The sequence below is a fragment of the Pseudomonas sp. ERMR1:02 genome (assembly GCF_002277815.1).
Classification (GTDB): domain Bacteria; phylum Pseudomonadota; class Gammaproteobacteria; order Pseudomonadales; family Pseudomonadaceae; genus Aquipseudomonas.
In genome coordinates, this window is sequence record NZ_NKJI01000045.1 from 1 (window position 1) to 13,806 (window position 13,806).

The 13,806-nt window shown below is 57.7% G+C and carries 7 protein-coding genes, 2 tRNA genes, 3 rRNA genes and 2 pseudogenes; 11 read left to right on the forward strand and 3 right to left on the reverse strand.

The genetic code is table 11. The annotated features are described in order from the left end of the window. From CES87_RS31920 to rrf, 5 genes are all read left to right on the forward strand, one after another. A 16S ribosomal RNA gene (locus CES87_RS31920) occupies window positions 1–1,338 on the forward strand; the annotation flags it as partial. Window positions 1,339–1,419: 81 nt separating this feature from the next. Next, window positions 1,420–1,496 (forward strand) — tRNA-Ile (locus tag CES87_RS31925). A 27-nt stretch (window positions 1,497–1,523) separates the two neighbouring features. Continuing rightward, window positions 1,524–1,599 (forward strand) — tRNA-Ala (locus CES87_RS31930). 234 nt (window positions 1,600–1,833) lie between these two features. Beyond that, window positions 1,834–4,725, forward strand: a 23S ribosomal RNA gene (locus CES87_RS31935). 138 nt (window positions 4,726–4,863) lie between these two features. Continuing rightward, a 5S ribosomal RNA gene (gene rrf / locus CES87_RS31940) occupies window positions 4,864–4,979 on the forward strand. A gap of 117 nt (window positions 4,980–5,096) precedes the next feature. Here the strand turns inward: rrf and CES87_RS34005 are convergent. Together CES87_RS34005 and CES87_RS34010 are read right to left on the reverse strand one after the other, a co-directional pair. Continuing rightward, window positions 5,097–5,507: a hypothetical protein gene (locus CES87_RS34005; protein ID WP_256591184.1), complete on the reverse strand. Its 411-nt coding sequence runs from the start codon at window positions 5,505–5,507 to the stop codon at window positions 5,097–5,099. A gap of 88 nt (window positions 5,508–5,595) precedes the next feature. Continuing rightward, window positions 5,596–5,859 (reverse strand): hypothetical protein, encoded by a 264-nt coding sequence (locus tag CES87_RS34010; protein ID WP_256591185.1) that lies wholly within the window; start codon window positions 5,857–5,859, stop codon window positions 5,596–5,598. A gap of 271 nt (window positions 5,860–6,130) precedes the next feature. On the opposite strand from CES87_RS34010, the gene mrdA reads away from it, so the two are divergent. Next, window positions 6,131–8,023 carry a penicillin-binding protein 2 gene (mrdA, locus tag CES87_RS31950; RefSeq protein ID WP_128609409.1) on the forward strand — a complete coding sequence of 631 codons (1,893 nt, stop codon included), beginning with the start codon at window positions 6,131–6,133 and terminating at the stop codon, window positions 8,021–8,023. Window positions 8,024–8,035: 12 nt separating this feature from the next. Here the strand turns inward: mrdA and CES87_RS31955 are convergent. After that, a pseudogene (locus tag CES87_RS31955) lies at window positions 8,036–8,197 on the reverse strand (LysR family transcriptional regulator); the annotation flags it as partial. Window positions 8,198–8,200: 3 nt separating this feature from the next. Here CES87_RS31955 and CES87_RS31960 point away from each other — a divergent pair. From CES87_RS31960 to CES87_RS31980, 5 genes and pseudogenes are all read left to right on the forward strand, one after another. After that, window positions 8,201–8,518 (forward strand): annotated as a pseudogene (locus CES87_RS31960) (M20/M25/M40 family metallo-hydrolase); the annotation flags it as partial. A gap of 121 nt (window positions 8,519–8,639) precedes the next feature. Continuing rightward, window positions 8,640–10,544: a sigma-54-dependent Fis family transcriptional regulator gene (locus CES87_RS31965; RefSeq protein ID WP_128609411.1), complete on the forward strand. Its 1,905-nt coding sequence runs from the start codon at window positions 8,640–8,642 to the stop codon at window positions 10,542–10,544. Further along, window positions 10,544–12,262, forward strand: a complete 1,719-nt coding sequence (locus tag CES87_RS31970; protein WP_128609412.1) for an ABC transporter ATP-binding protein — start codon at window positions 10,544–10,546, stop codon at window positions 12,260–12,262. The genes CES87_RS31965 and CES87_RS31970 overlap by 1 nt, the downstream gene beginning before the upstream one ends. Then, on the forward strand, window positions 12,252–12,983 hold the full coding sequence (locus CES87_RS31975; RefSeq protein ID WP_371858294.1) for a peptidase S8 and S53 subtilisin kexin sedolisin: 732 nt from the start codon (window positions 12,252–12,254) through the stop codon (window positions 12,981–12,983). Before CES87_RS31970 ends, CES87_RS31975 begins: the two co-directional genes overlap by 11 nt. Further along, a partial coding sequence (locus tag CES87_RS31980; RefSeq protein WP_141239481.1) for an NAD(P)/FAD-dependent oxidoreductase occupies window positions 12,980–13,806 on the forward strand: 827 nt, incomplete at its 3' end. The genes CES87_RS31975 and CES87_RS31980, both read left to right, overlap by 4 nt.

Genomic DNA, 13,806 nt, shown 5'->3' on the forward strand with positions numbered 1-13,806 from the left:
CCTTCGGGCCTTGCGCTATCAGATGAGCCTAGGTCGGATTAGCTAGTTGGTGAGGTAATGGCTCACCAAGGCGACGATCCGTAACTGGTCTGAGAGGATGATCAGTCACACTGGAACTGAGACACGGTCCAGACTCCTACGGGAGGCAGCAGTGGGGAATATTGGACAATGGGCGAAAGCCTGATCCAGCCATGCCGCGTGTGTGAAGAAGGTCTTCGGATTGTAAAGCACTTTAAGTTGGGAGGAAGGGTTGTAGATTAATACTCTGCAATTTTGACGTTACCGACAGAATAAGCACCGGCTAACTCTGTGCCAGCAGCCGCGGTAATACAGAGGGTGCAAGCGTTAATCGGAATTACTGGGCGTAAAGCGCGCGTAGGTGGTTTGTTAAGTTGGATGTGAAAGCCCCGGGCTCAACCTGGGAACTGCATTCAAAACTGACAAGCTAGAGTATGGTAGAGGGTGGTGGAATTTCCTGTGTAGCGGTGAAATGCGTAGATATAGGAAGGAACACCAGTGGCGAAGGCGACCACCTGGACTGATACTGACACTGAGGTGCGAAAGCGTGGGGAGCAAACAGGATTAGATACCCTGGTAGTCCACGCCGTAAACGATGTCAACTAGCCGTTGGGAGCCTTGAGCTCTTAGTGGCGCAGCTAACGCATTAAGTTGACCGCCTGGGGAGTACGGCCGCAAGGTTAAAACTCAAATGAATTGACGGGGGCCCGCACAAGCGGTGGAGCATGTGGTTTAATTCGAAGCAACGCGAAGAACCTTACCAGGCCTTGACATCCAATGAACTTTCCAGAGATGGATTGGTGCCTTCGGGAACATTGAGACAGGTGCTGCATGGCTGTCGTCAGCTCGTGTCGTGAGATGTTGGGTTAAGTCCCGTAACGAGCGCAACCCTTGTCCTTAGTTACCAGCACGTAATGGTGGGCACTCTAAGGAGACTGCCGGTGACAAACCGGAGGAAGGTGGGGATGACGTCAAGTCATCATGGCCCTTACGGCCTGGGCTACACACGTGCTACAATGGTCGGTACAGAGGGTTGCCAAGCCGCGAGGTGGAGCTAATCCCACAAAACCGATCGTAGTCCGGATCGCAGTCTGCAACTCGACTGCGTGAAGTCGGAATCGCTAGTAATCGCGAATCAGAATGTCGCGGTGAATACGTTCCCGGGCCTTGTACACACCGCCCGTCACACCATGGGAGTGGGTTGCACCAGAAGTAGCTAGTCTAACCTTCGGGAGGACGGTTACCACGGTGTGATTCATGACTGGGGTGAAGTCGTAACAAGGTAGCCGTAGGGGAACCTGCGGCTGGATCACCTCCTTAATCGACGACTCAGCTGTACCATGAGCTCCCACACGAATTGCTTGATTCATTGAAGAAGACGATAAGAAGCAGCCCGAAATTGGGTCTGTAGCTCAGTTGGTTAGAGCGCACCCCTGATAAGGGTGAGGTCGGCAGTTCGAATCTGCCCAGACCCACCAATTTTGTGTGGGAACCTGTAGAAATACGGGGCCATAGCTCAGCTGGGAGAGCGCCTGCCTTGCACGCAGGAGGTCAACGGTTCGATCCCGTTTGGCTCCACCACTACTGCTTCTGTTGTAAGAGCTTAGAAATGAGCATTCCACCGAGACGGTGATGAATGTTGATTTCTAGTCTTTGACTAGATCGTTCTTTAAAAATTTGGGTATGTGATAGAAAGATAGACTGAACGTTACTTTCACTGGTAACGGATCAGGCTAAGGTAAAATTTGTGAGTTTAATCGCGAATTTTCGGCGAATGTCGTCTTCACAGTATAACCAGATTGCTTGGGGTTATATGGTCAAGTGAAGAAGCGCATACGGTGGATGCCTTGGCAGTCAGAGGCGATGAAAGACGTGGTAGCCTGCGAAAAGCTTCGGGGAGTCGGCAAACAGACTGTGATCCGGAGATGTCTGAATGGGGGAACCCAGCCATCATAAGATGGTTATCTTAAGCTGAATACATAGGCTTAAGAGGCGAACCAGGGGAACTGAAACATCTAAGTACCCTGAGGAAAAGAAATCAACCGAGATTCCCTTAGTAGTGGCGAGCGAACGGGGACCAGCCCTTAAGTGGCTTTGAGATTAGCGGAACGCTCTGGAAAGTGCGGCCATAGTGGGTGATAGCCCTGTACGCGAAAATCTCTTGGCCATGAAATCGAGTAGGACGGAGCACGAGAAACTTTGTCTGAATATGGGGGGACCATCCTCCAAGGCTAAATACTACTGACTGACCGATAGTGAACTAGTACCGTGAGGGAAAGGCGAAAAGAACCCCGGAGAGGGGAGTGAAATAGATCCTGAAACCGTATGCGTACAAGCAGTGGGAGCCCACTTTGTTGGGTGACTGCGTACCTTTTGTATAATGGGTCAGCGACTTATTTTCAGTGGCGAGCTTAACCGAATAGGGGAGGCGTAGCGAAAGCGAGTCTTAATAGGGCGTCTAGTCGCTGGGAATAGACCCGAAACCGGGCGATCTATCCATGGGCAGGTTGAAGGTTGGGTAACACTAACTGGAGGACCGAACCGACTACCGTTGAAAAGTTAGCGGATGACCTGTGGATCGGAGTGAAAGGCTAATCAAGCTCGGAGATAGCTGGTTCTCCTCGAAAGCTATTTAGGTAGCGCCTCATGTATCACTGTAGGGGGTAGAGCACTGTTTCGGCTAGGGGGTCATCCCGACTTACCAAACCGATGCAAACTCCGAATACCTACAAGTGCCGAGCATGGGAGACACACGGCGGGTGCTAACGTCCGTCGTGAAAAGGGAAACAACCCAGACCGTCAGCTAAGGTCCCAAAGTTATGGTTAAGTGGGAAACGATGTGGGAAGGCTTAGACAGCTAGGAGGTTGGCTTAGAAGCAGCCACCCTTTAAAGAAAGCGTAATAGCTCACTAGTCGAGTCGGCCTGCGCGGAAGATGTAACGGGGCTCAAACCATACACCGAAGCTACGGGTATCACTTAGGTGATGCGGTAGAGGAGCGTTCTGTAAGCCTGTGAAGGTGAGTTGAGAAGCTTGCTGGAGGTATCAGAAGTGCGAATGCTGACATGAGTAACGACAATGGGTGTGAAAAACACCCACGCCGAAAGACCAAGGTTTCCTGCGCAACGTTAATCGACGCAGGGTTAGTCGGTCCCTAAGGCGAGGCTGAAAAGCGTAGTCGATGGAAAACAGGTTAATATTCCTGTACTTCTGGTTATTGCGATGGAGGGACGGAGAAGGCTAGGCCAGCTTGGCGTTGGTTGTCCAAGTTTAAGGTGGTAGGCTGAGATCTTAGGTAAATCCGGGATCTTAAGGCCGAGAGCTGATGACGAGTTACCCTTTGGGTGACGAAGTGGTTGATGCCATGCTTCCAAGAAAAGCTTCTAAGCTTCAGGTAACCAGGAACCGTACCCCAAACCGACACAGGTGGTTGGGTAGAGAATACCAAGGCGCTTGAGAGAACTCGGGTGAAGGAACTAGGCAAAATGGCACCGTAACTTCGGGAGAAGGTGCGCCGGTGAGGGTGAAGCACTTGCTGCGTAAGCCCACGCCGGTCGAAGATACCAGGCCGCTGCGACTGTTTATTAAAAACACAGCACTCTGCAAACACGAAAGTGGACGTATAGGGTGTGACGCCTGCCCGGTGCCGGAAGGTTAATTGATGGGGTTAGCTAACGCGAAGCTCTTGATCGAAGCCCCGGTAAACGGCGGCCGTAACTATAACGGTCCTAAGGTAGCGAAATTCCTTGTCGGGTAAGTTCCGACCTGCACGAATGGCGTAACGATGGCGGCGCTGTCTCCACCCGAGACTCAGTGAAATTGAAATCGCTGTGAAGATGCAGTGTATCCGCGGCTAGACGGAAAGACCCCGTGAACCTTTACTATAGCTTTGCACTGGACTTTGAATTTGCTTGTGTAGGATAGGTGGGAGGCTTTGAAGCGTGGACGCCAGTTCGCGTGGAGCCAACCTTGAAATACCACCCTGGCAACTTTGAGGTTCTAACTCAGGTCCGTTATCCGGATCGAGGACAGTGTATGGTGGGTAGTTTGACTGGGGCGGTCTCCTCCTAAAGAGTAACGGAGGAGTACGAAGGTGCGCTCAGACCGGTCGGAAATCGGTCGTAGAGTATAAAGGCAAAAGCGCGCTTGACTGCGAGACAGACACGTCGAGCAGGTACGAAAGTAGGTCTTAGTGATCCGGTGGTTCTGTATGGAAGGGCCATCGCTCAACGGATAAAAGGTACTCCGGGGATAACAGGCTGATACCGCCCAAGAGTTCATATCGACGGCGGTGTTTGGCACCTCGATGTCGGCTCATCACATCCTGGGGCTGAAGCCGGTCCCAAGGGTATGGCTGTTCGCCATTTAAAGTGGTACGCGAGCTGGGTTTAGAACGTCGTGAGACAGTTCGGTCCCTATCTGCCGTGGACGTTTGAGATTTGAGAGGGGCTGCTCCTAGTACGAGAGGACCGGAGTGGACGAACCTCTGGTGTTCCGGTTGTCACGCCAGTGGCATTGCCGGGTAGCTATGTTCGGAATAGATAACCGCTGAAAGCATCTAAGCGGGAAACTAGCCTCAAGATGAGATCTCACTGGGACCTTGAGTCCCCTGAAGGGCCGTCGAAGACTACGACGTTGATAGGTGGGGTGTGTAAGCGCTGTGAGGCGTTGAGCTAACCCATACTAATTGCCCGTGAGGCTTGACCATATAACACCCAAGCAATTTGCGTCGAAAGGCCAGATTGCGGTGTGTGAAGACGCAATGAACCGAAAGTTCGCACAACACACAAATCTATTACATACCCAATTTGCTGAAGCGTCGAAAGACGGTTCGGTACCCGAATTTCTTGACGACCATAGAGCATTGGAACCACCTGATCCCATCCCGAACTCAGCAGTGAAACGATGCATCGCCGATGGTAGTGTGGGGTTTCCCCATGTGAGAGTAGGTCATCGTCAAGATTAAATTCCGAAACCCCTATCTGCGCATGCAGGTAGGGGTTTTGTTTTGTTCGCAGGAAAATGCCGCAATAATTAAAGGGATAGCCTAGATGGTTATCCCTTTTTTATGCCACTGAGTTAATGAAACTTCGGCAACACGTGTTCTGCAATCTCCTCAATAATCTCCGAAACCGGTCGCTCGCTGCGACGCACATGCAGGCCGACATGCTGCACGCCGGCCTTACGCAACGCCTGAAGTTCGTCAATAAGCGCCAACCGTCCACAGCTGCCGCGGAAGCGAACACGAAGCATTGGTGCATGGGGATTGGCTGCCAAATCCAGATGAACAAAGCCGATATAGGGTTTGTTACCGCCAACCTCACGTACAACCCTACGCGACGGCAATGTTCGTCCGGCGTGCCGGGGTAGGCGAGCCAACCGTCCATGTGCTGACCAGTCCACGCTGGAGATTGCTGTCCAAGGCCCGCACGCAACCAGTAACGGAGCTACCTGCTCGCGCTTTGGAAGCAGATGCGCGCCTTCGGACAAACGTCCCTCGCCCTGAGTTCGCAGCAATTCAATGGTATCGCGGAAGATTTCACCTTGTGTTGTCGGTAATACCCGCCAAGTAACCCAGCTAGGAAAAGGTTTCGAACACCTGTGTGGCATCGCCGAAGTGAGGGTCGTAAACCGGCACGTCGCGAACCCATAAGGCGCGGAAGCCGTACTGGTCGGCCAGGCGGGCCATGGCGGCGTGCTGCTTCAGGTCGGGCACACCAAACGGTCGGTTCTCGGCGACCCTTCGCCGTTGACCATCGCTGGACCAATCATTATCCAGTGGCAGTTCCAGTCCGATGGAAAACCCGTCCGAACCCAGTAATCGTTGAAATTGTGGATGCATGAAAAAACTCCAAAAAATACAAACGCAATGACATGCATCCAGCATCTACAGCCAAATTCGCAAGAAAAATGCATGAATGGGAATATCAATCTTGAGAAAAACGCACGAAATCGCCATCAAGGGAAATCCCTTTCGGACGCTCAAGCACCGCCGTTAGAGGAAATCGCACTAAAGTGACCGGGCAGTTTTTGGTATGGTGCAGCTCGTTTTTTAACTGACTGATTTGAAGCCCACGGATCGGCACCCCTTTGTTCAAAGAGTTGCTACAGAAATGCCCGAACCGATACCCATCAAGGACCACGAAACTGAGAAGCGTCTGGTCAACAAAAGACTGATGGCCTGCGCCTTGTTCGTCGTCGCCATTACCTGCGCGCTGGTGGTGCGCATGTATATCCTGCAGGTAGTCGAATTCGACTATCACTCCACGATTTCCGAAAACAACCGCGTCCATGTCCTGCCGATCACGCCTACCCGTGGCTTGATCTATGACCGCAATGGCGTGGTTCTCGCGGACAACCGTCCCAGTTACAACCTGACTATCACTCGCGAACGCGCTTCCAATGTCAAAGAAGAGCTGGACGAGGTGGTCAACCTGCTACAACTGCCTGCTGAAGATCGCACGCTGTTCGACAAAGCGATGAAACAAGCACGGCATCCGTTCGTACCGGTGACGCTGTTCTATGAGCTGAGTGAAGAACAGATCGCGGTGCTGGCGGTCAACGAGTTCCGCTTGCCGGGCATTGATGTCGAGCCCCAGTTCGTGCGCCATTATCCGTTGGCCGAGCACTTCGCTCATTCGATCGGCTACGTGGGCCGTATCAACGAGAAAGAATCCAAGGTTCTGGATTCGGTCGAGTACCGCGGCACCCAATCCATCGGCAAGACCGGGATCGAGAAATTCTACGAGTCGGACCTGCATGGCCACGTTGGTTATGAGGAAGTCGAAACCAACGCTCAAGGCCGTGTGCTGCGGGTGCTCAAGCACATCGATCCGGTTCCGGGCAAAAACATCGTACTGAGTCTCGACGTCAAACTTCAGGAAGCCGCCGAGCAAGCCTTGGGCGATCGTCGTGGCTCTGTGGTCGCGCTCGATCCGTCGACCGGTGAAGTGCTGGCCATGGTCAGCAAGCCGAGTTTCGACCCGAATCTGTTCGTCACCGGTATCAGCTTCAAGGAGTACGCGGCGCTGCACGATTCGATTGACCGGCCGCTCTTCAACCGTGTGCTGCGCGGGCTCTACGCGCCAGGTTCGACCATCAAACCGGAAGTGGCGATTGCCGGTCTCGACGCCGGCGTCGTCACGCCGCAGACCCGGGTGTTCGATCCGGGTTATTACCAGCTTCCGGATTACGATCACAAATACCGCAACTGGAACCACAGCGGCGATGGCTGGGTGGATATGGACGCGGCGATCATGCGTTCCAACGACACTTACTTCTACGACCTGGCCCACAAACTGGGCATCGATCGTCTGCACTACTACATGGCAATGTTCGGCCTGGGTGAGAAAGTTTCGCTGGACATGTACGAAGAGTCGTCAGGTCTGATGCCATCCCAGTCCTGGAAGCGCGCTACACGTCGTCAAGCATGGTTCCCTGGCGAAACGGTGATCCTTGGCATCGGCCAGGGCTACATGCAGGTCACCCCGCTTCAGTTGGCCCAAGCCACGGCACTGATCGCCAACAAAGGCGTGTGGAACCGTCCGCACCTGGCCCAGACCGTGGATGGTGTTGCGCCAGTGGATGAACACCCGATGCCGAATATTCTGCTCAAGGATCCGCGTGACTGGGAGCAGGTCAACCACGGCATGCAGATGGTGATGCACGATGCCCGCGGGATTGCGCGGGCAGCAGCGGTGGGCGCGCAGTATCGCATCGCCGGTAAGAGCGGCACCGCGCAAGTGGTGGCGATCAAGCAGGGCGAGCGCTACAACCGCGAGAAGACCCGCGAGCGTAACCGCGACAATGCCTTGTTCGTCGGTTTCGCCCCAGCTGAACACCCGAAGATTGTGATTTCGGTGATGATCGAAAACGGTGAGGCCGGCGGTCGTGTCGCCGGACCCGTGGTGCGGCAGATCATGGACGCCTGGCTACTCGATCAGGACGGGCACCTGAAGCCGCAATACGCAGCGCCGAGCAAGGCGCCGGGCGATCCTCACGTTTAACCCATCGAGGCTTCACAGCACAGGCTCACGAATGCTGAGCATGTGCTGGAAGCTCTCCAAGAACACGGTTTGGGCCTGACTCATCTTCTGTTCGCGATTCCACCACAGCTGGATATCGAAATCCACCACCCCATCTTCCGGCGGCAGTCGCCAAAGCAGACCCTGCTCGACATCCAATGGATCAGCCCGGCCACGCCGTTCGATGCTGACTGCGTGGCGGCGGTGCAACAGGCGGTGGATGCGTTGGGCTACGCTCAGCAATCGATTGTCAGCGGTGCCGGACATGACGCAATTCATCTGGCGCGGTTCTGCCCGACGGCCATGGTGTTCGTCCCGTGCGTCGGCGGCTTGAGTCATAACGAGGCTGAAGATGTGTTGCCTGAAAATGTGCGCCAGGGCACCGATGTGCTGCTCAACGCCGTGCTGGCTCGTGCTGGCACGGGTCGAGTAAACACAATTTCTGTAGGAGCGAGGCTTGCCCGCGAAGAACGATAACGCGGTCTATCTGCGGGAACACAAGCGCCATAAGGCACTTGCCATAGCCCTTACGTTAACGTAAAGATTGCTCCAGGGCGCCTATGTTTGAAGGCGCAGGGCGGACGACCCGGAGCGCTTGATGACGCTAATAAAAACAAACTCCCCCAAACCGCACCGCGAAGCCCGGCTGGCCCGGGAAAAGCTGCATCTGGAAGGCGAAGTGCCGGACGGTGTCCTGCGTGCGGAAATCGATGCCTCGTGGCGACGCAGTCTCAGCCATGGCGTGCATTTCAATGCCAAGCATGAGCTGGCGCTGGAATCGAGCGCCAGCCTGGACGTGCTGCTGGCGAGCAATCGCCTGCTGATTGACGCCGCGTTGCCGGCCATCGATTACCTCGCCGAACGCCAGGGCAAGGAAGGCCTGATCATCCTCGCCAACTCCGACGCCACCATCCTCGCCGTCGAAGGGCGCGCCGATCGTCTCAAGGGCAGCGGCCTGCAAGACATCACCCTTGGCGCCTGCTGGAGCGAAGCCGTTCGCGGCACCAACGCCCTCGGCACGGCGCTGGTGGAAGCCCGCCCGACCCTGATCGATTGCGGCGAACATTACCTGGATCGCTTGAGCGATTTTTCCTGCACCTCGGTACCGATCCATTGCCCTCAAGGCGACATCCTCGGCGTGCTTGACCTGACCCGCGAAGGCCCGCTGGGTCGCGCCCACGACAGCACAGCGCTGCTGGCCATGGCGGTTAGCCAGATTGAAAGCCGGGTGTTCAACGCCAGTTATCCGGACGAAATCGTCCTGGCCTTTCACAGCCGCCGCCAATACCTCGAATCCCCATGGCAGGGCCTGCTGGCGGTGAGCCTCGGCGGACAGATTCTCGCGGTCAGTGCCCAGGCCTGCCAGTTGCTGCATGCCGAGCGTTCGGCGCTGGTCGGTCGGCGCTGCGAAGAGTTTCTCGGCGTCGATGGCCTGCAACTGTTGGCGCGCCTGCATCAGGGTGGCGCCGGCAGCCTGCAGACTGCCAAGGGCGAGTTCTTCTACAAAACCCTGCGCGCGCCACAACGCACCCTCAACGTCGGAACCCCGCCACGCACCCAGGCAAAAACCGCAAAAGCACAGCCGGACCTCGAGTCGCTGGCGGGCAGCAACGTCCGTTATGCCCGTGCCTTGCGCATGGCCCGACAAGGCCTGGCCAACGAGCTGCCGGTGTTGCTGTTGGGCGAAACCGGTACCGGCAAGGAAGTCATCGCCCGTGCCTTGCACATGGCCGGCAGCCGCTGCGACAAACCTTTCGTCGCGGTGAACTGCGCGGCCATCCCCGAAGGCCTGATCGAGTCCGAACTGTTTGGCTACCGCGAAGGCGCGTTCACCGGCTCACGCCGGGGCGGCATGGTCGGTCGCTTGCAACAGGCCCACGGCGGCACCTTGTTTCTCGATGAAATTGGCGACATGCCGCTGGCTTTGCAGGCGCGGCTGCTGCGGGTGTTGCAGGACCGCAAGGTCGCACCGCTGGGCGCTGGCGAAGAGCAGGACATCGACGTCGCGCTGATCTGCGCCACCCACCGCGACCTAAAGCGTCTGGTGGAAGACAAGCACTTTCGCGAAGACCTGTTCTACCGGGTCAACGGCATCAGTGTGATGCTCCCGGCCCTGCGCGAGCGCGAAGATTTCAGTGCACTGGTCGGCCGTCTGCTGACCAGGCTTGATGCGCCGACGATGGTACTGCACGACGATCTGAGCCGTCTGCTCGGCCACTATCACTGGCCGGGCAACATCCGCCAACTGGAGATGGTCCTGCGCACCGCGCTGGCCATGCGCGAACCGGGGGAAACCGTCCTGACCCTCGATCACTTGCCCGACAGCATGCTCGACGACCTGACCGCGACCGAACGACCCCAGGCCGGGAGCATCCGTGAAAATGAACTGGAGATGATTCGTCAGTCACTGGACAACCATCAGGGCAACGTCTCGGCCGCCGCCGACGCTCTGGGCATCAGCCGTGCGACCCTGTATCGCAAGCTCAAACAGTTGCGTTCGTGATGCAGCGCCTGATCGTTCGGCTGATCGACAGCCAGAACCCCGAAGCCCTGCAATCGGCGCTGCGATGGCTCTACAGCTTTGTGCGTCCCCATCGGCTGGCGATTGCCGGACTGTTGGGTCTATCGGTCTGTGCTTCGGCCTTGGTGCTGGTGCAACCGTGGCTGACCAAACTGCTGATCGACGACGGTCTGCTGGGGCGCAACTTCCCGATGCTGGTGCTGATCGCCGGGCTGATGATCGTCGCCGGGCTTTTGGGCACGGTGCTGTCGGGGATCAATCGTTACCTGCACACGCGACTTTCCGGGCGCATGCTGTTTGCCCTGCGCGATGACCTCTATCGGCATTTGCAGACACTGTCGCCGAGCTTCTACGGCCAGCGGCGCATCGGCGACCTGATGTCGCGTCTGGATGGCGACGTGGCGGAGATCCAGCGCTTTGCCGTGGATTCGCTGTTCTCGGCAGTGTCCAGCGTGATCGGCCTGGTGGTGGCCGTGGCGATGCTGCTGACGCTGTCGTGGAAACTGTCGCTCTTGGCGCTGGTGCTGATTCCCCTCGACGTACTCTGGCTGCGCTGGATGCGGCGCAAGGTCGAGCGCGATGTGCGGCAGTTGCGCGAACGCTCGGCGGACATGTCGTCGTTCATGGTCGAGACGCTGCCGGTGATGAAATTCATCCAGTCTGCCGGCCAGCAACAGCGCGAAGCGCGGCGACTTGAAGCCTTGGGGCAAGGCTACATGAGCCAGTTGCTGCGCCTGCAAGTCACCGAGTTTTTCACCCAGGCCGTGCCGGGCACATTGACCTCGCTGTCCCGGGCCTGCGCGTTTTTGATTGGCGGCTATTGGGTAGTGCAGGGCACCTGGCAATTGGGCGCGCTGATCGCGTTTTCCACTTACCTGGGCATGGCCGTCGGGCCGGTTCAGAGTCTGCTCGGGCTCTATGTTGCGATTCAGCGCATGACCGTCAGCCTCGGGCGGGTGATGGAACTGCGTGGGGAACAGCCGACCGTACTGACACCTGATGCACCTCAGCCGATGCCGAGCTCTGGCGAGCTGCGTTTTGATGACGTGCATTTCAGCCATCCCGGTCGCTCGACCACCCTGCGTGGCATCGAGGCGCGAATTCCCTACGGTTTGAAAGTCGCCCTGAGTGGCGGCTCCGGCGTCGGCAAATCGACCCTGATCGACCTGCTGCAACGCCACCACGACCCGCAGTCAGGGCGTGTGCTGTTGGGCGAAGTGGATGTGCGTGAACTGGACCTGTTCCAGTTGCGTCGGCGCATCGCCGTGGTCAGTCAGGACATCGTGCTGTTTCGCGGCAGCCTCGCCGACAACCTGGCCTATGCGGTGCCGGACGCCAGTCGCGAAGCGATTGCTGAAGTGGCACGGTTGGCGCAGCTCGACAGCTTGATCGCGTCATTGCCCGAAGGCCTCGACAGTCCGTTGGGCGAGCGCGGCCAGCAGTTGTCCGGCGGACAGAAACAGCGCATCGCCATTGCCCGCGCGCTGTTGCAGGACCCCTTGATTCTGGTGCTCGACGAAGCCACCTCGGCAGTGGACGAGACCACCGAGCGTGAAGTGATCGAGGCTATCGATCGCCTGTTTGCCGGGCGCACGCGAATCCTGATCAGCCACCGTCCCTCGACCCTGGCCGATGCCGATCTGCGCTTTGAATTGCTCGACGGCGTATTGATTTCGAAAACGGTGCTGCATGAAGCCTGAGCCGCATGAAAAACCAGAGCTACATAGAAAACGAGAGCTACATAAAAGACGAGAGCTGCGCATTGGTGTGGTGGACAGCGGGCACGCAGCGGCGCAACGGGTACAGGTGATCGCCGGACGGCGCTTTTCGCTGGTGGAAGATGGCCTGGTTGAAAGCGACCTGCGTGACGATCCGCTGGGTCACGGCAGCGCGGTGATGGAAGCCATCGGCCGGCGGGCGCCATCTGCGCTGTTTTGTGTGGGGCAAGTGTTTGATCAGCGCGGTGTCACCAGCGCCTTGCAGATCGCCACGGCGATTGACTGGCTGGTGGCGCAGGACGTGCGCTTGATCAATTTGAGCCTTGGTTTGCGTCAGGATCGCAGCCTGTTGCGTGCCGCTTGCGCAGCGGCGGTGGCGCAGGGCGTGCTGCTGTGTGCGTCCAGCCCGGCCCAGGGCGAGGGCGTATTTCCGGCGAGTTACCCACAAGTGCTGCGCGTGACCGGCGATGCGCGCTGCGCCGAACTCGAATGGTCGTGGCTCAACAGTGCCCAGGCAGATTTTGCCGCGTGTGTGCACGGCACTTATCCGGGGCAGTCGGGCGCCAGTCTTGGCTGCGCGGCATTGAGCGGGCACATTGCGGCTTTCCTGGTGGCACAACCCGAGGCAAGCAATGAACAGGTCATCGAATATTTACGGCAAAACGCCCGTTATCGTGGCCCTGAACGGCGTTTCGGGCCATGACGACGATTGTGATTTTGGGTGCCGGGCCAGCGGGCGCGGCGGTGGCCCTGGGACTGCGACGACTCGGTTACGCAGTAACGCTTGTCAGCGAGTGGCGCCGGTTTGCGGCGCTGGAAGGCGTTTCCCTACGAGTGCTGGAAGCGTTGCGCGGCGCCGGTCTTCATCAAGCGCTGGCGCAAGCGACGTTGCCTTCTCAGCGACAGGTGAACTGGAACGGCCAGCAACACGCGCAGAACGTTGAATTTTTGCTGGATCGCCCGATCTTTGATCGCGGTCTGCGCGTAGATTTACGCTTGGCTGGCGTTGAGCTGATCGAAGGCCGGGTGTTGTCGGTTCAGACCTGCGAGAGTGGACATCGAGTCGAGATCGACGGGCGCCAGGCGCTGGACGCGGACTTTCTGGTGGAGGCCCGCGGACGTCAGGCGCCCGCCCTGGGCAAAGGCCTGCGCGGGCCGGAGACGGTCAGCCTGCTCAATCGCTGGCAAGGCACGCCGGGCAACACCGCCAGTGCCGTGGAAAGCCTTGCAGACGGCTGGGCCTGGATGGCGCGGCGGGCCGACGGCCAGTGTTACTGGCAATGGACCGTGGACGTGGCCAGCGCCGGTTTGCCCGGCAAGGCACAGCTGCTTGAATACTGCCGGCAGCGGCGTCGAGAATCAACGGTGGCCCGGTCATTTTTCGGTGACGAACCCGAGATCGATTTGCAGCTTCATGCCCGCAGCAGCACGGCGATTCTGAGTCCACAGGTGTGCGGCGATAACTGGGTTCGGATCGGCGACGCGGGCGATGGCGGTCGACCGCTGTCGGGCAATGGCATCTTTCA